Annotated in this window: 19 protein-coding genes; 11 read left to right on the top strand and 8 right to left on the bottom strand. The window is 73.3% G+C overall.

Annotation, left to right across the window (positions count from 1 at the left end; translation table 11 throughout):
- The first annotated feature begins 4 nt into the window (after positions 1-4).
- From O7620_RS16585 to O7620_RS16570, 4 genes are all read left to right on the top strand, one after another.
- Positions 5-772, top strand: coding sequence for a 3-oxoacyl-ACP reductase (locus tag O7620_RS16585; protein WP_278123711.1), 768 nt, complete (start codon positions 5-7; stop codon positions 770-772).
- Positions 769-1,503, top strand: a complete 735-nt coding sequence (locus O7620_RS16580) for a gamma-glutamyl-gamma-aminobutyrate hydrolase family protein (protein WP_278123710.1) — start codon at positions 769-771, stop codon at positions 1,501-1,503. The genes O7620_RS16585 and O7620_RS16580 overlap by 4 nt, the downstream gene beginning before the upstream one ends.
- A gap of 47 nt (positions 1,504-1,550) precedes the next feature.
- Positions 1,551-2,102 (top strand): pyridoxamine 5'-phosphate oxidase family protein, encoded by a 552-nt coding sequence (locus tag O7620_RS16575; protein ID WP_278123709.1) that lies wholly within the window; start codon positions 1,551-1,553, stop codon positions 2,100-2,102.
- 194 nt (positions 2,103-2,296) lie between these two features.
- Positions 2,297-5,953, top strand: a complete 3,657-nt coding sequence (locus tag O7620_RS16570; RefSeq protein ID WP_278123708.1) for a SpoIIE family protein phosphatase — start codon at positions 2,297-2,299, stop codon at positions 5,951-5,953.
- A gap of 27 nt (positions 5,954-5,980) precedes the next feature.
- Here the strand turns inward: O7620_RS16570 and O7620_RS16565 are convergent, their stop codons facing one another.
- A complete protein-coding gene (locus O7620_RS16565; protein ID WP_278123707.1) occupies positions 5,981-6,295 on the bottom strand; it encodes an STAS domain-containing protein in 315 nt (104 codons plus the stop codon).
- Positions 6,296-6,390: 95 nt separating this feature from the next.
- Between O7620_RS16565 and map the strand changes: the two genes are divergently transcribed.
- Positions 6,391-7,248: a type I methionyl aminopeptidase gene (map, locus tag O7620_RS16560; protein ID WP_151488162.1), complete on the top strand. Its 858-nt coding sequence runs from the start codon at positions 6,391-6,393 to the stop codon at positions 7,246-7,248.
- Positions 7,245-7,958, top strand: coding sequence for a VIT1/CCC1 transporter family protein (locus O7620_RS16555; RefSeq protein WP_151488161.1), 714 nt, complete (start codon positions 7,245-7,247; stop codon positions 7,956-7,958). The genes map and O7620_RS16555 overlap by 4 nt, the downstream gene beginning before the upstream one ends.
- Before the next feature lie 6 nt (positions 7,959-7,964).
- On the opposite strand, the gene O7620_RS16550 is transcribed toward O7620_RS16555, so the two are convergent.
- From O7620_RS16550 to O7620_RS16520, 7 genes are all read right to left on the bottom strand, one after another.
- Positions 7,965-8,702: a nucleotidyltransferase domain-containing protein gene (locus O7620_RS16550; protein ID WP_151488160.1), complete on the bottom strand. Its 738-nt coding sequence runs from the start codon at positions 8,700-8,702 to the stop codon at positions 7,965-7,967.
- Positions 8,703-8,852: 150 nt separating this feature from the next.
- On the bottom strand, positions 8,853-9,353 hold the full coding sequence (locus O7620_RS16545; protein WP_278123706.1) for a nitroreductase/quinone reductase family protein: 501 nt from the start codon (positions 9,351-9,353) through the stop codon (positions 8,853-8,855).
- 161 nt (positions 9,354-9,514) lie between these two features.
- The gene (locus tag O7620_RS16540) at positions 9,515-12,295 is read right to left on the bottom strand and encodes an FtsX-like permease family protein (protein ID WP_278123705.1); all 2,781 of its coding nucleotides are present in this window, start codon (positions 12,293-12,295) and stop codon (positions 9,515-9,517) included.
- Entirely contained in the window at positions 12,292-13,026 is a 735-nt protein-coding gene (locus tag O7620_RS16535; RefSeq protein ID WP_278123704.1) for an ABC transporter ATP-binding protein, read from the bottom strand. The genes O7620_RS16540 and O7620_RS16535 overlap by 4 nt, the downstream gene beginning before the upstream one ends.
- Positions 13,023-13,619, bottom strand: coding sequence for a PadR family transcriptional regulator (locus O7620_RS16530; RefSeq protein ID WP_151488157.1), 597 nt, complete (start codon positions 13,617-13,619; stop codon positions 13,023-13,025). The genes O7620_RS16535 and O7620_RS16530 overlap by 4 nt, the downstream gene beginning before the upstream one ends.
- A 52-nt stretch (positions 13,620-13,671) precedes the next feature.
- Complete coding sequence (locus O7620_RS16525) at positions 13,672-14,109, bottom strand: ferritin-like domain-containing protein (RefSeq protein ID WP_151488156.1); 438 nt, start codon at positions 14,107-14,109, stop codon at positions 13,672-13,674.
- Positions 14,106-14,633, bottom strand: a complete 528-nt coding sequence (locus O7620_RS16520) for a hypothetical protein (RefSeq protein WP_225854141.1) — start codon at positions 14,631-14,633, stop codon at positions 14,106-14,108. Before O7620_RS16520 ends, O7620_RS16525 begins: the two co-directional genes overlap by 4 nt.
- 154 nt (positions 14,634-14,787) lie before the next feature.
- On the opposite strand from O7620_RS16520, the gene rimP reads away from it, so the two are divergent.
- The 5 genes from rimP to O7620_RS16495 all read left to right on the top strand — a co-directional run bounded on the left by rimP (position 14,788) and on the right by O7620_RS16495 (position 20,397).
- The gene (gene rimP, locus O7620_RS16515; protein ID WP_278123703.1) at positions 14,788-15,498 is read left to right on the top strand and encodes a ribosome maturation factor RimP; all 711 of its coding nucleotides are present in this window, start codon (positions 14,788-14,790) and stop codon (positions 15,496-15,498) included.
- Positions 15,495-16,538 carry a transcription termination factor NusA gene (nusA, locus tag O7620_RS16510; protein WP_151488154.1) on the top strand — a complete coding sequence of 348 codons (1,044 nt, stop codon included), beginning with the start codon at positions 15,495-15,497 and terminating at the stop codon, positions 16,536-16,538. The genes rimP and nusA overlap by 4 nt, the downstream gene beginning before the upstream one ends.
- Before the next feature lie 16 nt (positions 16,539-16,554).
- Complete coding sequence (locus tag O7620_RS16505) at positions 16,555-16,887, top strand: YlxR family protein (protein WP_278123702.1); 333 nt, start codon at positions 16,555-16,557, stop codon at positions 16,885-16,887.
- 93 nt (positions 16,888-16,980) lie between these two features.
- A complete protein-coding gene (infB, locus tag O7620_RS16500; protein WP_278123701.1) occupies positions 16,981-20,010 on the top strand; it encodes a translation initiation factor IF-2 in 3,030 nt (1,009 codons plus the stop codon).
- Between the two features lie 90 nt (positions 20,011-20,100).
- Complete coding sequence (locus O7620_RS16495; RefSeq protein ID WP_151488151.1) at positions 20,101-20,397, top strand: DUF503 domain-containing protein; 297 nt, start codon at positions 20,101-20,103, stop codon at positions 20,395-20,397.
- The last annotated feature ends 69 nt before the right edge of the window (positions 20,398-20,466 follow it).

The raw sequence follows: 20,466 nt of genomic DNA, 5'->3' as shown, positions 1-20,466 counted from the left end.
GCCAGTGCAGGGTCGGTTGCAGGACCGGGTGGCCGTGGTCACCGGAGCGGGCAGCGGCATCGGGTTGGCCACCGTGCGGCGGTTCGCCGTCGAGGGGGCCCGGGTCGTCTGCGTGGACATCGACGAGGTGGCCGGTACGAAGGCCGCCGAGGAGTGCGGCGGCGAGTTCGTGTCCACCGACGTGGCCGACGAGTCGGCGGTACGCGACCTGTTCGACGGGGTGGCCGACCGGCACGGCCGGGTGGACATCGCGTTCAACAACGCCGGCATCTCGCCGCCGGACGACGACTCCATCCTGGACACCGGCCTCGACGCCTGGGAGCGGGTGCTGCGGGTCAACACCACGAGCGTCTACCTCTGCTGCAAGTACGCGATCCCGCACATGCGCCGGCAGGGCAAGGGGTCGATCATCAACACCGCCTCGTTCGTGGCGTTGATGGGTGCCGCGACGTCGCAGATCGCGTACACCGCCAGCAAGGGCGGGGTGCTGGCGATGACCCGCGAGCTGGGTGTGCAGTTCGCCCGCGAGGGCATCCGGGTCAACGCGCTCTGCCCCGGGCCGGTGGCGACCCCGCTGCTGCTGGAGCTGTTCGCCGCCGACCCGGAGAGGGCCGCCCGTCGGCTGGTGCACGTGCCGATGGGACGGTTCGGGCAGCCGGAGGAGATCGCCGCCGCGGTGGCGTTCCTGGCCAGCGACGACGCCTCGTTCATGACCGCCGCGCAGTTCGTGGTCGACGGCGGCATCACGGGCGCGTACGTCACCCCGCTGTGAGGCGGCCGCTGATCGGGATCAGCGCGTACGTCGAGCCGGCCGACTGGGCGGTCTGGCGGGGCGTGCCGGCCGTGCTGGTGCCGCAGGCGTACGTGCGGGCGGTGACCGCCGCCGGCGGCCGGGCGGTGGTGCTGCCTCCGGACGACCAGGACGCCGACGTGGTGGCCGTCCTCGACGGGCTGCTGCTGGCCGGGGGTGCCGACGTGGGCCCGGGGCGGTACGGCCAGCCACCGCATCCGCGTACCGAGGACCGGCCGGACCGGGACGCCGGTGAACTGACCCTGCTGGCCGCCGCGCTCGCCGCCGGGTTGCCGGTGCTCGGTGTCTGCCGGGGTATGCAGCTGCTCGCCGTGGCCTACGGCGGTGCCCTGCACCAGCACCTGCCGGACGTGGTCGGTCACGACGAGCACCGCCCGGCACCCGGCGTCTACGGCGACCACGCGGTGCGGTTCGCGGCGGGCAGCCTCGCCGCGGCGGTGTTGGCCGGGGTGGACCGGGTCAACTCGTACCACCACCAGGCGGTGGCCGATCCGGGTCGACTGTCCGTCACCGGTTGGGCGGCGGACGGCGTGATCGAGGCGGTGGAGGACCCGGCCCTGCCGTTCGTACTCGGTGTGCAGTGGCATCCGGAGAACGAGTCGGACCCGCGTCCGATCGCCGCGCTGGTCGAGGCGGCCGGCCGGCGTCCGCCGGTCGTCGCGGCCGCACCTGCGGCGCTGCGCCCGGTGTGACGTACGTCGCCCCCGCCCGCGCGAACGCGCGGTGGGAGGATCGGCGCATGGGCACGGTGTATCCGGAGATCGACGGTCGGCTGCGGGACTTCATCGCGGCCCAGCCGGTCTTCTTCGTGGCGACCGCACCGTCCGGTGCCGAGGGGCACGTCAACGTCTCGCCGAAGGGCATGCGGGGCACGTTCGTGATCCTCGGCCCGCACCGGGTGGCGTACCTCGACTATCACGGCAGTGGCGCCGAGACCATCGCCCACCTGCGGGACAACGGCCGCATCACGCTGATGTTCTGCGCCTTCGACGGGCCGCCGAAGATCGTCCGGCTGCACGGCCGGGGCAGCAGCGTCGCGGTGACCGAGGACGCCTTCGTCGATCGGCTCGCCGAGTTCCCCACGCCACCGGACGTGCACGCGGTGCGGGCCGTGATCACCGTCGAGGTCGAGCGGGTCAGCGACTCCTGCGGCTACGCGGTGCCGCTGATGGACTACCGCGCCGAACGCGACCTGTTGCTCAGCTCACACTCCCGCCGTACCGCCGATGACCTGGTGGTCTACCGGGCCACCAAGAACGCGGCGAGCATCGACGGACTGCCCGTCTTCTGACCTGGCCGGGCACCGCGGCGCCACCGGCCCGGCCGCCGCCGCCCACTCCGACCGCGGCTCACCGACGGATGGGGTGGAGGTAAACAGCGTCCGAGGAACGGTATGCGTTACGTTGCTGGTCCGTTGGGGTACAAGTCGGAGCACAGCGGGTGGAGATCAACGGCTGAGGGGTACGGCCGGAGCGGGGAGGCTGCATGAGCTCGGCCCAGGGGGGCGCGGACGCCGGGCATCCCTTCACGGACGGCGGGGAGATCCCCCCGATGCTGGCTGCGGCGTTCGCGGCCGGCGGTGAGCTGGGCGAGCGGATGCGCGACTTCGACTGGTCCACCACCCCGCTGGGCCCGCCCGGACGCTGGCCGGTCGCACTCTCCACCGCGGCCGGCATGATGCTCGCCTCCAGCGCGCAGATCGTCATGTTCTGGGGCGACGACCAGCTCGCCTTCTACAACGACGCCTACCGACCGACCATCGGCGCCAAGCACCCGCACGTGTTGGGTCGGCCGGCCGGCCAGCACTGGGCGGAGACCTGGGACGTGCTCGGCCCGCTGCTGGACGGCGTCCGGCGCACCGGAAGCTCCTACCGCGGCGAGGACCATCCCTTCCTGCTGGACCGGTACGGGTTCGTCGAGGAGACCTACTTCAACGTCTCGTACGACCCGATCCGCGGTGACGACGGCACGGTCAGCGGCGTCTACTGCATCGTCAACGAGACCACCGGGCGGGTGCTCGGCGAACGCCGGCTGCGGGCACTGGCCGAGCTGGGCGCCGACCTGGCCGACGTGGCCAACGCCGCCGAGCTGGGCCGGGCCGCCGCCGCGGTCCTCGAACGGCACCGGGCCGACGTGCCCTTCGCACTGATCTACCTGGGCGACGACAGCGGTCGCCTCGTCCTGGCCGGTGCCAGCGGCACGGGCCAGGCGACCGTCGGCGCCACCGCCGACCTGCTCGCCCGGGCTGCCGCCGACGGTGAGCCGGTCACCGTCGACGTGGCGCAGCTGCTCGACCGGCCGCCCGCCGACGCGGCCGACGAGGCCCTCATGCTGCCCGTCACGGCGGCCAACGAGACGGTCGGCGCGCTGGTCGTCGGCGTGGCCCGCCGGCTGCCGCTCGGCGACGACTACCGCGATTTCCTCGACCTGGTCGCCGCGCAGATCTCCCGGGCCGTCGGCAAGCAGCGGGCGTACGAGCAGGAGCGGGCCCGCGCCGCCGAGCTGGCCGCCCTCGACCAGGCGAAGACCAACTTCTTCGCCAACGTCAGCCACGAGTTCCGTACGCCGCTGACCCTGGTGCTCGGCCCTCTGGAGGACATGCTGGCCGACCCGGCGCTGCCGGTCGCCGACATCGAGCGCCTCACGATGATGCACCGCAACGCGTTGCGGCTGCTCAAGCTCGTCAACACCGTGCTGGACTTCTCCCGGCTGGAGTCGGGTCGCCTCGCCGCCCGCTACCAGCCCACCGACCTGTCCGGCTACACCGCCCGGCTGGCCAGCACCTTCCGTTCGGCCACCGACCGGGCCGGGTTGCGGCTGGTGGTGGACTGCCCGCCGCTGGCCGCGCCGGTCTTCGTCGACCGGGACATGTGGGAGAAAATCGTCCTCAACCTGGTGTCGAACGCGGTCAAGTTCACCTTCGACGGCGAGATCCGGGTCCGCGTCCGGGCCGTGGAGGCCGGCGCCCGACTGGAGGTCACCGACACCGGCGTGGGAATCGTGCCGGCCGAACTGCCGCACGTCTTCGAACGGTTCCACCGGGTGCCCGGGGTGCGCGCCCGCACGCACGAGGGCACCGGCATCGGCCTGGCGCTGGTCCGGGAGCTGGTCGAGATGCACGGCGGCGAGGTCGGCCTGACCAGTCGCGTCGACGAGGGCAGCACCTTCGCGGTGACCATCCCGTTCGGGTCGGCGCACCTGCCCGCCGACCGGGTCGAGGCGTTCGGCCCGCCCGCCGGCGAGCCCGAGCAGGCCCGCCTCTACGTGGCGGAGACCGCGCTGTGGACCGGCGCGGGGCACCTGCCGGAGGCCGACAGCGGGCCGACGACGATCACCCCGGCCGGTCGGATCCTCGTGGTCGACGACAACGTGGACCTGCGCGAGCACGTCACCCGCCTGCTCTCCCCGACCTGGGAGGTGGTCACCGCCAGCGACGGGCTGGCGGCCCTGCCACTCGCCCAGGAGGGCGCGTTCGACCTGGTTCTCACCGACGTGATGATGCCCCGGCTGGACGGGTTCGGGCTGGTCGGCGCCCTGCGCGCCGACCCGCGTACCCGGCATGTGCCGATCGTGCTGCTCTCCGCCCGCGCCGGCTCCGCGGAGGCCGTCGCCGGTCTCTCCGCCGGCGCGGACGACTACCTCACCAAGCCGTTCTCCGGGCAGGAGCTGATCGCCCGGGTGCGCGCCAACGTGGAGCTGGGCCAGCTGCGCGGGCAGATCATCCGCCGGCTCCGGGCGCTGGCCGACGCGGCGGTCGCGGTGAACACCGCCCGATCCACCGCCGACGTGCTCCAGGTCGCGGCCCGGCACGCGCTCAGCCTCGCCGAGGCGGCCCGGGTGGCCATCACGACGGGCGACGCCCGCGCCGAGGCGGACGCCGGCGGCACCACCGCCACCGACCCGTCCTTCGTGGCCGAGCTGAACGGCACCACCGGCGAGCAGCTCGGCGAGCTGCGGGTCTGGCGGGCGGCCGGCGACGACGCCCAGACCGACGACGCCGCGCTCACCCAACTGGCCCGGCTGGTCGGGGTGCGACTGGAGAACGCCCAGCTCTACGAAGCCGAACACCGCATCGCCACCACCCTGCAGCACAGCCTGCTGCCCCGAACGCTGCCCCAACTGCCCGGCGCGGTCGTGGCCAGCCGTTACCTGCCCGGCAGCGCCGACGTCGAGGTCGGCGGCGACTGGTACGACGTGATCGCGCTGGACGGCGATGAGCTGGTGCTCGTCATCGGCGACGTGGTCGGCAAGGGCGTCCGGGCCGCGGCCGCGATGGGGCAACTGCGCAACGCGCTGCGGGCGTACGTACTGGAGGGCTTCGACCCGGCCGAGTCGCTGACCCGGCTCAACCGGCTGGTCGGCTCCACCGAGGGCCGTTCCTTCGCGACCGTGGTCTGCCTGCTGTTCAACCCGCGCACCGGCCGGCTGCGGTACGCCAGCGCCGGTCACCCCTCCCCGCTGCTGATCAGAGGAGGCGACGTGGCGTTCCTGCACGACCGCGCGCTCGGCCCGCCGGTCGGCGTCATCCCCGACACGACCTACCAGGTGGTCGACGGGGAGCTGCACGCCGGCGACCGGTTGCTGCTCTACACCGACGGCCTCATCGAGGACCGCAAACTCGGCATCGACACCGCGCTGGCGCAGCTCCGCGCCGACGCCGCCACCTCGGGCGAGCACGTGGTGGACCTGATCGACGCGGTGGTCGAGCGGGTCGTCGGGCAGCGACGCCGCGACGACGTGGCGGTGCTCGGCCTGGAGGCCGCCGAGCTGAACCGCTTCGCGTTGCGACTGCCGGCGGACCCGACGCGGCTGAGCGTGCTGCGCAAACGCCTGGAGGACTTCCTCGTCGCGCACTCCGTCGGCGAGACCGACCTGTTCGACCTGATCGTCGCCGTCTCCGAGGCCGCCGCCAACGCCATCGAGCACCCCGTGCAGCCCGCCGAGGCGACGATCACCGTGGAGGTGGCCATCGAGGACCGCACCGTCACCGCCACGGTGCGTGACAGCGGGCGGTGGCGGGAGTCGACCGGCTCCGGGTTCCGGGGGCGCGGCCTGTCCCTGATCAAGGCACTGGGGGACCTGTCGGTGCGGCGTACCGATGAGGGCACCGAGGTGACGCTGCGCCGGGAGTTGCAGGGCTGACCCCGCGCCCGGTGACGGCCGGGTCGGCTAGGTCGGCCTGAGCCAGCTCTGCTCGCCCAGGCCGGAGATCTCCAACACCCGACGGACCTGCCGCGACGGCAGCACCGTGAGCGTGCCGGGGAACTGCTGGGCGAGCCGGACCAGGGCATGGATGGCGGCCGAATCGAAGAAGGTGACCGCGCTCAGGTCCAGCGTGATCTGCTCGGCGGGCTCGCGCAGCGCGGTCTGGAGCATGGTGTCGGCGGTCGCCATGTCGACCTCGCCGGACACCACGACGTGGAGGTGGTCACCGTCGATCTCCGCGCTGGCGGAGAAGACGGGTGGTGCTCCCCCTTGATCCACGCAGACACCATGGCACAGCCGACCTGGCGGGGCAACAACCCCTCCGGGGCGGCCGTGGCGTGGGTCACCGGCGGCTCCGGCGATAGGCTTGCGCCATGACCGTCCGTCCGCCGCTGACACCAGGCGCGCTCTCCCCGCTGCGACCGGTGCCGTCCCACATCGCCCGACCGGAGTACGTGGGTAAGAAGGGCCCGCAGGAGTGGCGTGGCTCCCACGTGCAGACGCCGGAGACCATCGAGAAGATGCGGATCGCCAGCCGGTTGGCCGCCCAGGCGACCCAGCTCGCCGGCGAGCACTGCAAGCCCGGCGTGACCACCGACGAGATCGACAAGGTGGTGCACGAGTTCCTCTGCGACCACGGCGCGTACCCGTCGACGCTCGGCTACCGGGGCTTCCCCAAATCCTGCTGCACCAGCCTCAACGAGGTCGTCTGCCACGGCATCCCGGACTCCACGGTCATCCAGGACGGCGACATCATCAACGTCGACGTCACCGCGTACATCGGTGGGGTGCACGGTGACACCGACGCCACCTTCTGCGTCGGCGAGGTCAGCGAGGAGGCCCGACTGCTGGTCGAGCGGACCCACGAGGCGATGATGCGCGGTATCCGCGCCGTCGCCCCGGGCCGCCAGATCAACGTCGTGGGCCGGGTCATCGAGTCGTACGCCAAGCGGTTCGGCTACGGCGTGGTCCGCGACTTCACCGGCCACGGCATCGGCGAGTCCTTCCACAGCGGGCTCTACGTGCCGCACTACGACAGCCCCCGACCCACCGACGTCATGGAGCCGGGGATGACCTTCACCATCGAACCGATGATCACGCTCGGCACCTACCAGTACGACATGTGGGACGACGGGTGGACCGTCGTCACGAAGGACCGGAAGTGGACGGCCCAGTTCGAACACACCATCGTGGTGACCGACAACGGCCACGAGATCCTGACCCTGCCGTGACCGACGCCCCTGCCGCGCTGCGTGAGGCGCACCACGCCGACGTCTCCGGTGGCTGGCTGCGCCCGGCCGTCTTCGGCGCCATGGACGGCCTGGTCACCAACATCGCCCTGATCGCCGGCGTCGGAGGCGGCGGTGTGTCGCCGCGCAGCATCGTGCTGACCGGCTCCGCCGGCCTGGTCGCCGGGGCGATCTCGATGGGCCTCGGCGAGTACACCAGCGTCCGCTCCGCCAACGAACAGGTCGCCGCCGAGGTCGCCAAGGAACGGCGCGAGCTGGAGCGGCACCCCGAGGCGGAGGCCCGCGAGTTGGCCGACGCCTGGGTGGCCCGTGGCCTGCCCCGGGACCTGGCCACCCAGGTCGCGGAAGCGGTGCGCCGCGACCCGGAGGAGGCCCTGCGGGTACACGTCCGCGAGGAGTTGGGCGTCGACCCCGACGACCAGCCCAGCCCGTGGGCCGCGGCGATCTCGTCGTTCCTGTTCTTCTCGGCGGGAGCGCTGGTGCCGCTGCTGACGTACCTGTTCGGTGCCACCCAGCTGTGGCTGGCGCTCGCCGTCGGCGGCCTCGGACTGTTCGCCGCCGGGGCGGTGGTGGCCCGCTTCACCAGCCGGCCCTGGTGGACCAGCGGCCTACGCCAGCTGGTGCTGGGCGCCGCGGCGGCCGGCGCCACCTACCTGATCGGCATGCTGATCGGGGTGCAGGGCGGGCTGTGACCCGCCTCAGCCGGTGAGCAACTCGTCGACCGTGCCGTCCACCGGCCGGCCGCGGGCGGTCAGCTCGTCGGCCTGCCGGCCCAGCACCGCACCCACCTCGGTCATGTCCGCCCCGGCCAGACCGGTGCGCCGCACGGCGTCGCCGGGATCACGGAAATAGGTGCGACTCAGCAGGCCGGTCACCGTCGCCGCCGCCAACCGTGCCTCGCCGAGCATCAGCAACGCCTGGTCGGTCTCGTACCACTCGGCCAGCCGGGCGGCCCGGGCGTGCGCCGCGCTGCCCCGATACCACGCCTGCCGGGCCGCGCTGCTGAACTCCGCCGGCCGAGCCCGGGCCAACCGCCCGAGATGCTCGTCGCGCAGCGTCCGCAGCCAACCCGTCGGGTCGTGCAACGCCCGGGTCGTGACGTACCGGTCGGCGGTGAGCGGCCAGAGCGAGGAGAGCACCCGGGCCTGCGCGAGATAGTCCTCGGCGGCGGCCACGGTCAGATCGACGAGCACCCCGTCCACCCGGCGGGTCGCCAACGGGGGACCGGTGCCGGGCCGGTAGGTCACCACCAGCATGCCCACCTCGCTGTCCCCACCACCGTCATCGTCGCCGTGCGCCAGGGGACCGTGCACCGCGACCGCGAGCACATCGGCGGGAAACCGTCGCCCGATGGCCTCGGCCACCCGCTCCGCCACCGTCCACCGTCGATCGTCGAGGCCCCGACCGACACCGGCCTGTCCGCTGCTCGCGCTCACGGGTCCGCCTTTGTTCGCGACTGCGGGGCTCGCAGGCCCGGCTCACTCCTCGCGCTCACGGGTCCGCCTTTGTTCGCGACTGCGGGGCTCGCAGGCCCGGCTCACTCCTCGCGCTCACGGTCCGCCTCCGCCTCACTGCCGACCGTCAGCCTAGCCAGCCGGCGGCGGGCCGGACGGCTCGCCGCGCCCGGTCGGCACCAGGCGGAAGATGCGGATCTCCCGCCCGCCGGCCCGCTGCACGTACGTGCGGTACGCCGGCCACTCGGTGACCAGGAGCTGCCACAGCCGGTCCCGTTCGGCGCCGGTGGCCGGCTCGGCCCGCACCGGGAACCGTTGGCCCTTCACGGCCACCTCGGCGGCCGGCTCGGCGAGCAGGTTCATCGCCCAGCCCGGATGGTGGGTCTGCCCCCAGTTCGAGCCGATCACCACGTACGCGTCGCCGTCCCGTACGTAGAGCAGGGGATTGCTACGCGGCTTGCCGGAGCGGCGGCCCACCGTGGTGATCAGCAGAGACGGCATCAGGCCGAGCGCGACGACCCGGCCCCGGGTCAGCCGGCCGACCACCCGATCGGCGGGGACGAGCAGGCGGGCGGCGGCACCGAACCAACGGTGGTGACCGACGCGGCGGGTGAGGTTCGCGAGCGCTGACACGCGGATCAGTCTGCCGGTCGCCGGGCCCGGACGGCACCCCCCGGACAGGGTTGACTCGTGATCGTCGCGCCGATCGGTGGGGCTCAGCGTGCGGTGCGGCGTGTCGAGGTGCTGAGCTGCCACCGATCAGGCGATCCGGCCCCGGCGCACGACCACGAGCCTCAGTCCAGGCGCCGTTCGATCGGCAGCCGGGCGCGGGTGAACAGGCCCGCGCCGAGCATCGCCACCAGGGGCACCAGCACCAGGACACCGAGCACCGGCCACGGCACCAGGTACGGGTACGGCAGCTGGATCGGCCAGGCCGTGGCGTACTGGCGGTTTACCGAGAACAGCACGATCGCGGCGGTGCCCAGCCCGGCCACGATGCCGAGCACCGAGCCCAGGCCGGAGATGACCCCGGCCTGACAGATCGCCAACAGGCGGCGGACCATCGGTGCCGCGCCCACGGCCGCGAGGGTGGTCAACTCGGCGCGCCCCTCGGCGGCGGCGAGCGCGGTGGCTATCCCGGACGCACCCACCGTGATCAGCCCCGCCGCCGCCGCGAGCAGCAGGAGCAGCGGCGAGAGGTCACTGGGAGCGCCACCGTTCTCCACGGTGACGTAGATCGTCCCGAAGGGCCGCAGGGCGGCGGTGAACCGGTCCTGCCGGTCCCCGTCCGGCGGCGTCGACGTGCCGATCACCCAGCCGGCCGGCGACGAGCTCAGGTCGAGTCGTTGGCCCGCGGCGGCGGACAGCAGCAGGCGGGACTGCCCGACCGCCACGGGCAGCGCGTACCCGGGCAGGTCGACGGCGGCGATCGATTGTTCCGGCCCGGCGTCCATCTTTCTCACCTGCACGGTCACCAGGCCGTTGTGCAGGTAGCGCGGGTCGGTCACCACCACGCCGCCGTCGCGCAGCACCGCCGTCGCGGCGGCCGTCGTGGCCGGGTCCGCGTCGGTGAGCAGCGGCAGTGCCGTCCCGTCGTCGACGAGAGGCTCCAGGTAGGCGCCGTAGTAGGCCGGCTCGTGGAGCTGGCAGCGTGGGTCGGCCCGGGCCTGGCGGCGCTGCGCCGCGGAGAGGGTGTCGCCGGCCTGCCACGGGCAGGCCCGCTCGCTCGGGAGTACCGCCGAGACGTCGCAGTAGCCGCCGCGCGGCGCGCAGACCGCCGCGTGCACCGGCACGACCCGGTCGGTGCCCAGGTGTTCCCGGGCCGCGCCGGTGACCTGGTCCAGTGTGGGCACCCGGGCCGGATCGTTCGGGCTGACCAGCACGTGGCCGGTCGGCAGCATCGGCTGGTAGGCGCGCTGGTCGCGGGCGCCGTCGCTGGCCAGGTAGCCGCCGAGCGCGACGCTGCTCGCCACGGCGGCCATCACGGCGCAGATGGCCGGCGCGGCGGCGGCCCGGTTACGGCTGGCGTCGCGCAGCGCGATCCGGGGTGCGAGCGGCAACACGCGCCCGAGTCGGGCGAGCACGCCGATCAGCGTGGGCGTGCAGCACACCAGACCGAGTTCGCCGAGGATGAGGCCGGTGAGGATCACCGCCGGTGTGGTCCGGGCGGCACCGAACGCGGCCAGCGCCGCCCCGCCGGCCACCAGGGTCAACCCGACGGCCAGCCACCGGCCCCGGGAGGTGGGCGGCGTCCGGCGCCCGGCGAGCCCGGCGCCGACGTCCTGCCGGGCGACGGTCCAGGCCGGCGCCAGCGCGGCGAGGACCCCGGTCAGCACCGCGACCCCGCCGAGCACCACCAGAGCCGCCGGCCAGCAGCGGTACCCCCCGAAGCGGGCGCCGAAGACGTACTGCTCCACCAGCGGACGCGCGGCGAACGCCGCGGCGACGCCGAGGACCAGGCCGACGGCGGCGCCCAACACACCCAGCACCACGCCGTCGGCGAGCACGACCCGGCGCAGCTGGGCGGCGTCCCCGCCGGCCACCGCGACCAGCGCGAGGTCCCGGCGTCGCCGGCGGACGCCGACCGCGAACGCAGGTCCGACCAGGAGAACGACCTCCAGCAGGCCGAGGCCGGCGATCAACACGCTGGTGCTCAGGTCGTTGCTGTCGCCCGGACCGATCGATCTGAACCACCCGGAGTCCGGCGTGGGCGCAGCGCCCGTCGGGTGCCGAGGCGTGAGCAGCACCCCCTGCTCGTTGAGCCGGGCGACCAGCGCGGCGTCGACGGTGCCGGGCACGTCCACCAGCCACCGGCTCTCCGGTTCCGGACCGGTGCGCGGCACGGCTCCCGGGTGCAGCGCCACCATCGGCCCGAGATCGTCGGGGAATTCGACCACCCGCACCACGGTGTACGCCCTGCTCCCGTCGGCCGTGGTCAGCGTGTGCCCGAGGCGCAGGCCCAGGCGGCGCAGCGCGATCGGGCTCACCGCCACCTCACCGGGCTGCTGCGGCGCCCGGCCGGCCCGGAACCGCGCCACCCCTCGGGCCAGGGGGTCGGTGAGGTCCAGGACCCGTCCGTTCACCTTTTCGTCGCGGTCCGGGCCCCGCACGGTCAGCGGGATCCGGGCGCGTACCTCGGTGACCCGGCTGCCCGGGGGAAGCAGTGCGGCGACCCAGCTGACGGTGGCCGGACCGGCGGGTAGGTGCTCGCCGTCGGGGGCGTACCAGCCCTCGCCCCACTCGTCCTGCACGACCGGGCTCTGGGAGACCCAGCGCAGCTCCGCGTCGGCCACGCCGAGCCGTCGATCGATCCGCTCCTGAGGGGTCAGCTCGGCCATGTCGTAGCTCGCCGCCAGAAAGGCCAGCACCAGCACCGGCAGGGCGATCATCGCGAGCACCAGGGCGGTCCGGCGGCGGGTGCGGCGGGACTCCCTCCGGGCGATCCGCAGTGCCGCTCGCCAGGAGCCGGTCAACTCGGCGAACCGCCGCCGGCCGGTCCGGACCGGCGGGGCGACCGGCCGTGTCGCCGGCACGGCGGCCCGGCCGGGGGCCCGCAGCGTACGGCGGATGGTCACCGGTCGCTGCCGGACAGCAACTGCTCGACGCTGCCCAACGGGGCCGTCGTGTCGACCAGCACCCCGTCGCGTAGGAACACCACCCGGTCGGCCCAGCCGGCGTGCCGTGCCTCGTGGGTGACCAGCACACCGGCGGCGCCCCCGTCGATGCGGCGGCGCAGCAGGTGCAGCACCGCCTCACCGGTCTGCGAGTCCAACGCCCCGGTCGGCTCGTCGGCGAGCACCAGCCGACGTTCGCCCACCAGCGCGCGGGCGATGGCCACCCGCTGCTGCTGACCGCCGGAGAGCTGGTCGGGAAAGCGGTCACCCAGCGTCGGCAGGCCCACCTCGGTGAGCGCGGCCATGGCCAGCGCGCGGGCCCGGCGGCCACCGGTGCCGTCGAGTTCCAGCGGAAGCGCGACGTTCTCCGCGGCGCTCAGGCTGCCCAGCAGGTTGAGCTGCTGGAAGATGTAGCCGATCCGGCGGCGGCGCAGCTGGGCCAGCCCGCGGCGGTCCAACGCACCCAGCGGCTGTCCCTCGATGAGGACCTCGCCGTCGGTCGGACGGTCCAGGCCGCCGGCGAGAGCCAGCAGCGTCGACTTGCCGGAGCCGGACGGACCCATCACGGCGACCAGCTCACCGGGTCGGACGACGAGGCTGACACCGCGCAGGGCGTGCACGGCGGCCGGACCGGCCCCGTGGGTGCGCTGGAGGGCGCGTAGCTCCAGCACCGCGTCGTCCGATCCGCTCACCGTCGCGCCTCCTCATCGGCCCACCGCGCCGCGTCGGGCGCGTCACCCGGCCGGGACGGGGGCGGCGGCGGGACGCCGGGCCGGTGGCGGACCAGACTGGTCTCGCAGTGGTCCAGCCAGCGGACCTCGGCCTCGGCCTGGAACACCATCGAGTCCAGGACCAGCCGCCAGGGCAGATCCTCCGGCCGGTCGCTGCCGTACTTCAACCGGGTCAACTCCTGCAACGCCCGCATCGTCGCGCTGCGCTGCGCCTGTACCACCGAGCGGACGTCCACCCCGGGCGTGGTCAGCGCGAGCGCCAGCTTGATCGCCAGCTCGTCGCGGGGGCGGTCGGTACGGCTGATCGGGGTGGCGAACCACAGCGCCAGGTCCGCCCGGCCGGCGTCGGTGATCTCGTACGGGCGTTGCCCGGCCTCGCTTTCCGGCAGTGGGCGCACCAGACCGTCGCGTTCCAGCCGGGACAGCGTGGTGTAGACCTGCCCGATGTTCAGCGGCCAGGTCGAGCCGGTCGACTCCTCGAACGCGGCGCGCAGCTGGTAGCCGTACATCTGGCCGCGTTCGAGCAGGGCGAGCAGCCCGTGACGGATGGACATGGCAACGGAGTATGCATACCTGGTATGCGCACCGCAACCGGAGCAGACCGGTTCAGGTCGGACGGCCGGGAAATGCGACAGTCGGCGGGGTCAACCCGGCGGTCTTGCGCCACCGGGTGGCCCGTACGGCGTACTCGACCAGGGCGGCCAGCGCCTGGTCCCGGTCGGCGCCCGTGGTCGACGCCAACGCGGCCCGCCAGTGCGCGGCGGTGCGTTCCTCCACCTCGACGGCGAGCCGCAGCGCGCTCGCCCGGTCGGTCACCGGAAACGGCAGCGCGTACCCGGCGCGATCCGGCGGGACGGTGCCACCGCTGGTGCTGAGCTGCACCACCAGCGCGTCGCGTCGGCGTCGGTGTGCGGCCTCCGCCTGGCGCGCGGTGTCCCGGGCCGCCCCGGTGAGGCGTACGCCGATCCGCCCGTAGGCGTAGATGGCCGCGTACTCGGCGGACAGGGCGGCGGCGAGCGCCTCCGCCGCGGACGGCTGCTTCACTTCAGTGCCTCCTGGTGGGTGGCCCGCGCGGCGGCGATCGAACCGAGCAGCGCCGCCCGTTCCGCCGGTGCCGCCGCGCAGGCGGCGGTGGCGGTCCGCTGGCCGGCCTTCTCCAGCGCCCGCAGGGCGGCCAGTGCGCCGGCCGGGTCGGCCGCCGGGGTGCTGGTCGGCGCGGCGGCCGGTGCCGAGGGCAGCGCGACACCGATCACCCGGGCGAGTTCGGTGGCGTGCGCGGTGTGCGCCTCGACGATCGGGCCGAGGCGGTCGGCCAGGTCGGGATGCGCGGTCGCGCTCGCCCGGTGCGCCTCGGCCAGCCCGAGGGCCTCGTCCACCATCGGCCGCAGCGGGTCGGGTGGCGGTGCCGGCTCGTCGTCGCGGTCGAAAAGATCACAGCCGGTCAGCGGTGCCACCGCGCCGCCGAGCGCGAGCAGCGCCCCGGCACGCAGGAGCTTTCGCCGGGATTGTCCGGATGATTCGTCGCGCTGTGTCGTTCTGCCGATCCCCACCGGGCAAGTCAACACCATCCGCGCCGCCGTGGGGGCCACCGGCGTCGGTGCGCCGCCCGGTCCACCACCCGGCCGGCGCGTTACGCTCTGCGCAGCCACCGGCGCGTCCGCTCCGGTGGCGTGCCGGCATGTCGGGACGACCGTCCCGGTCGACCAGGGAAAGGGTGCGGAGATGACGCAGCGTGGCCGTGCCACCAGGTCGACGGGTCGACCCCGCGATGGCGCAGGCCCCCGCGGGCCGCGCGAGGGCGGCCCCCGCGGCGGTGATCTCGCGGCGCGGCGTACCCGGTTGCGGACCGTGATCGAGCCGGTGGTCAACGGCGCCGGCTACGACCTGGAGGACCTGTCCGTCTCCCGGGCCGGTCGCCGGCACGTGGTGCGGGTGATCGTGGACGCCGACGGCGGGATCGACCTGGACGCCGTCGCCGACGTCTCCCGCGCGGTCTCGACCGCACTGGACGCGGCCGAGGAGGCCGACGGCGACATCGTCGCCGGGGAGTACCAGCTCGAGGTCAGCTCGCCCGGCGTGGATCGGCCGCTCACCCTGCCCCGGCACTGGCGGCGCAACGTGGGCCGGCTGGTCAAGGTCACCGTCCGGGGAGCGGCCGCGCTGCCCGGCCAGCGCGGCGAGCAGCCCGCCGGCGACCGTCAGCTCACCGGCCGGGTGGTCGGTGCCGGCGACGACGGCGTGCAGCTGGAGACCGACGACGGCCGCACCTCGTGGGCGTACGCCCAGCTGGGCCCGGGCCGGGTGCAGGTCGAGTTCACCCGCCTCGCCGAGCTGGGTGAGCCGGACGAGCTGGACGACGCGGACGACACCGACGAGTTCGACGATTCAGACGACATCGACGACGAAGATGATGTGGAGGACGAGGAGAGGTGAACATCGACCTCGCGGCGCTGCGCGCACTCGAGCGCGAGCGGGAGATCCCGTTCGACACGATTCTCGCGGCGATCGAGACCGCGTTGCTGACCGCCTACCGGCACACCGATGGTGCCGAGCCGCACGCCCGGGTGGAGATCGACCGCAAGTCGGGCGCCGCCCTGGTGTACGCGCAGGAGATGGACTCCGACGGCAGTCTGGTGCGGGAGTGGGACGACACTCCGCACGACTTCGGCCGGATCGCCGCCATGACCGCCAAGCAGGTGATCCTCCAGCGGCTGCGGGAGGCCACCGACGAGGTGCACTTCGGCGAGTACGTGGGCCGCGACGGTGACCTCGTCACCGGTGTGGTGCAGGCGCACGAGGCGCGCTCCGAGAAGGGCATCGTCAGCGTCGACCTGGGCAAGCTGGAGGGCGTGCTGCCGCAGTCCGAGCAGGTGCCCGGCGAGCGGTACGCGCACGGCGAGCGGATCCGCTGCGTCGTGGTGCACGTGGCCAAGGGCATGCGCGGGCCGCAGATCACCCTGTCCCGGTCGCACCCGGCGCTGGTCAAGAAGCTGTTCGCGCTGGAGGTCCCGGAGATCGCCGACGGCACGGTGGAGATCGGCGCGATCGCCCGTGAGGCAGGTCACCGTACGAAGATCGCCGTCCGCTCCACCACCCCCGGAGTGAACGCCAAGGGCGCCTGCATCGGCCCGATGGGCCAGCGGGTGCGTGCCGTGATGAGCGAGCTGCACGGCGAGAAGATCGACATCATCGACTGGTCGGACGACCCGGCCGCCTTCGTCGGCAACGCGTTGTCGCCGGCCAAGGCGCTGCGGGTCGAGGTGGTGGACCTGGCCGGCCGTGCCGCCCGGGTGACCGTTCCGGATTTCCAGCTCTCCCTCGCCATCGGCCGGGAGGGGCAGAATGCCCGTCTCGCGGCTCGTCTGACCGGTTGGCGGATCGACATCCGCTCCGACGCGGAGCAGACCGCGCCGGCCGCGCGCGGCGCAGCTGATCACGTGACCGAGCCGGGCGGAGCGATCTCGGGCAGCTAGGGGTAGACTTCCTCCAGTGGTACGACGCGCGCAGCCGGAGCGCACCTGTGTGGGTTGCCGGAAACGTGCGCCGGCCAGCGAATTGCTGCGGATCGTCGCGATCGGGGACGAGGCTGGTTACAGCCTCCGGCCTGATCCGCACCGCAGGCTGCCGGGTCGGGGAGCGAACATGCACCCGGATCCGGCCTGCTTCGCGCTGGCGGTGCGGCGCCGCGCCTTCGGGCGTGCGCTGCGCATCACCGAGGTCCTCGATCACGGTGTGCTGGCGGAGCACGTCGATGCGCCAACCACTACGTCCGGTCAGCCCGACCGGGCGAGGGTCGCTAGCAAGGTAGGACGACCGACATGAGCACACGATGAAGTCCCTGAAATGACCAGGCTTCAAGTGCACGAGTGAGGTCGCTGCGGGTGCTGCCCGCACGACCTCGGAGTGAGGAGTGCAGTGGCAGGCAAGGCCCGCGTACACGAGCTTGCAAAAGAGCTCGGGGTCGAGAGTAAGACCGTTCTCGCCAAGTTGAAGGAAATGGGCGAGTTCGTGAAGTCCGCGTCCAGCACCGTCGAGGCGCCCGTCGCCCGACGGCTGCGTAACGCATTCGTCGCGTCCGCCGGTGCTCCGGCGCCGGCCGCCCCGTCGGCGCCCGCGTCGGCGCCGGCTTCAACCCCGACCCCGACGCCCTCTCCGGCCCCGGGCGCGCCCCGGATCTCGGCCAAGCCGATGCCGCCTCGGCGGCCGGCCGCGCCGGCACCCGGTCCGAAGCCGAAGGGCCCGGTGCCCGGTGCGCCGCAGCCCGCGGCTCCGGTCGCCAAGCCGGCGAGTGCCCACGACATCGAGGTGGCGGCCGCGGAGGCGCGTGCCGCCGCGCTGAAGGCTGAGCAGGAGGCCGCGGTCAAGGCCGCGCAGGCCGCCCGCCAGCAGCAGCGGGACAACCCCGTCCGCCGGGAGCCTCCGGCCGACGGCAACCGTCCCGGCCCTCGGCCGGGTCCCGCCGCGATGCCCCCCCGTCCCGGTTCACCGGCCGCTCGTCCGAGCACGCCGGCTCCCGGTCCGGGTGCCCGGCCGGGCGGTCGCCCGCCGGCGCGCGGTGCCGGTAACAACCCGTTCGGCATCCAGGGTGGCCAGCAGCAGCGGCCCCCGGCGGCCGGCGCGGGTGGCTCCCGGCCCAACAGCCCGGCGGGCATTCCGCCGCGGCCGCCAAGCCCGAACTCGAACTCGAACTCCCTGCCGCCGCGGCCCAGCCCGGCGTCCATGCCGAGCCAGCGTCCGGCTGCCGGTCGCCCCGGTCCCGGTGGCGCCGGTCGTCCCGGTGGCGGCGCAGGTCGTCCCGGTGGCGGCGGCGGTGGCTTCCGTGGTGGTCCCGGCGGCGGCGCCGGTGGTGGTGGCGGTTACCGCGGCGGCCCCGGTGGCGGCGCGGGTGCCGGCGGTGGCGGTGGCTACCGTGGCGGTCCCGGCGGCGGTGGCGGTGCTCCCGGCGGCGGTTTCCGTCCGGGTGCCCCGGCTGGCGGCGGCGGTCGTCCGGGTGCCGGTGGTCGTGGCCGTGGCGGCGGCGCCGCGGGTGCCTTCGGGCGTCCGGGTGGCCGGCCGACGCGTGGTCGCAAGTCCAAGAAGCAGCGCAGACAGGAGTTCGACAACCTGTCGGCTCCGACCATGAGCTCGGGTGCTCCCCGGGGTCAGGGTCAGGTCGTCCGGCTGTCCCGTGGTGCGTCTCTGTCGGACTTCGCCGACAAGATCAACGCCAACCCGGGTTCGCTGGTCCAGGAGATGTTCAACCTGGGCGAGATGGTCACCGCGACCCAGTCCTGCTCTGACGAGACCCTGCAGCTGCTGGGTGAGCACCTCGGCTTCGAGGTGCAGATCGTCAGCCCGGAGGACGAGGACCGCGAGCTGCTCGCGCAGTTCAACATCGACCTCGACGCGGAGGTGGCCGAGGAGCGTCTGGTCAGCCGTGCGCCGGTCGTGACCGTCATGGGTCACGTCGACCACGGTAAGACCAAGCTGCTCGACGCGATCCGTAAGGCGAACGTCGTGGCCGGTGAGGCGGGTGGCATCACCCAGCACATCGGTGCCTACCAGGTGCACGTTCCGCACGAGGGTGTGGACCGCGCGGTGACCTTCATCGACACCCCGGGTCACGAGGCGTTCACCGCCATGCGTGCTCGTGGTGCCCAGGTGACGGACATCGTGATCCTGGTGGTCGCGGCCGACGACGGCGTGATGCCGCAGACCATCGAGGCGTTGAACCACGCCAAGGCGGCCGACGTGCCGATCGTGGTGGCGGTCAACAAGGTCGACAAGCCGGAGGCCAACCCGGACAAGGTCCGCCAGCAGCTGACCGAGTACGGCCTGGTCGCCGAGGAGTACGGCGGCGACACCATGTTCGTCAACGTGGCCGCGAAGCCGGGCATCGGCATCGAGGAACTCCTCGAGGCTGTCCTGCTGACCGCCGACGCGTCGCTGGAGCTGACCGCTCCGATCGACGGGCCGGCGCAGGGTGTGGCCATCGAGGCGCACCTGGACAAGGGTCGCGGTGCGGTGGCCACGGTGCTGGTGCAGAAGGGCACCCTGCGGGCGGGCGACTCGATCGTCGCCGGTGGGGCGCACGGCCGGGTTCGGGCGATGCTCGACGAGAACGGCAACCAGGTCGCCGAGGCTGGGCCGGCGCGTCCGGTCATGGTCCTGGGTCTGACCGCGCCGCCCGGCGCGGGTGACACGTTCCTCGCCGCGGCGGACGACCGCACGGTGCGGCAGATCGCCGAGCAGCGCCAGGCACGGCGGCGGGCGGCGGCATTCGCCAACTCCCGTGGTCGGGCCACCCTCGAGACGCTCATGGAGCAGCTCAAGGAGGGCGAGAAGACGTCGCTCAACCTCATCCTCAAGGGCGATGTCTCCGGTTCGGTGGAGGCCCTGGAGGACGCGCTGTTCAACCTCGACATTCCCGAGGAGGTCCAGCTCAAGGTCCTCGACCGGGGCGTCGGCGCGATCACCGAGAGCAACGTCATGCTCGCGAGCGCCTCGTCCGAGCCGGTCACGATCATCGGCTTCAACGTGCGGGCCTCGAACAAGGTCCGTGAGATGGCCGACCGCGAGGGCGTGGAGATCCGGTACTACACCGTCATCTACCAGGCCATCGAGGAGATCGAGGCGGCGCTCAAGGGCCTACTCAAGCCGGAGTACGAGGAGGTCGAGCTGGGCAGCGCGGAGATCCGCGACGTCTTCCGCTCGTCCAAGATCGGCAACATCTCCGGTTGTATCGTCCGGTCGGGCATCATCCGGCGCAACGCGAAGGCTCGCCTGCTTCGGGACGGGACGGTCGTGGCGGACAACCTCACGATCACCTCGCTCAAGCGTTTCAAGGACGACGCCACGGAGGTCCGCGAGGGCTTCGAGTGTGGTCTGACCCTGGGTGGTTACAACAACGTCCAGGTCGGCGACGTCATCGAGACGTTCGAGATGCGGGAGAAGGTTCGCGCCTGATCCGGCGGTGACACGCTGATCAAGGGGTTTGCGCCGACCGGCGTAAACCCCTTGATCATGCGGGGCGGGGTGGCGGTATCGTCCGGGGCGATGTTCACCGGAACCGCGGTCTTCGACCTGCTGCTGCCGGGCGACTCCCGGTCGCTCAAAGCCAAGAGATCATATGTACGGCCGATCGTGGCGGCACTGCGCCGCTTCGAGGTGTCGGCCGCCGAGGTGGGTGCGCTCGACCTGCACGGTCGAGCGCAGATAGCGGTGGCCGTGGTGGCCGCCGAGGCGGCGCACGTCCGCGAGGTGCTCGACTCGTGCGAGCGGCTGGTGGCGGCTCGCCCCGAGGTCGAGTTGCTGTCCGTGCGGCGCCGGCTGTACGGCGTGGACGACGACTGACCGGGCTGCCGGCTGTGCCGGGCGACCGGTCCGGCCGCGAAGGTAATGTTCGAGTTGTTGGCCGGTCGG

The sequence above is a fragment of the Micromonospora sp. WMMD710 genome, from assembly GCF_029626045.1.
GTDB lineage: Bacteria > Actinomycetota > Actinomycetes > Mycobacteriales > Micromonosporaceae > Micromonospora.
This window is presented reverse-complemented; position numbering and strand designations above follow the sequence as displayed.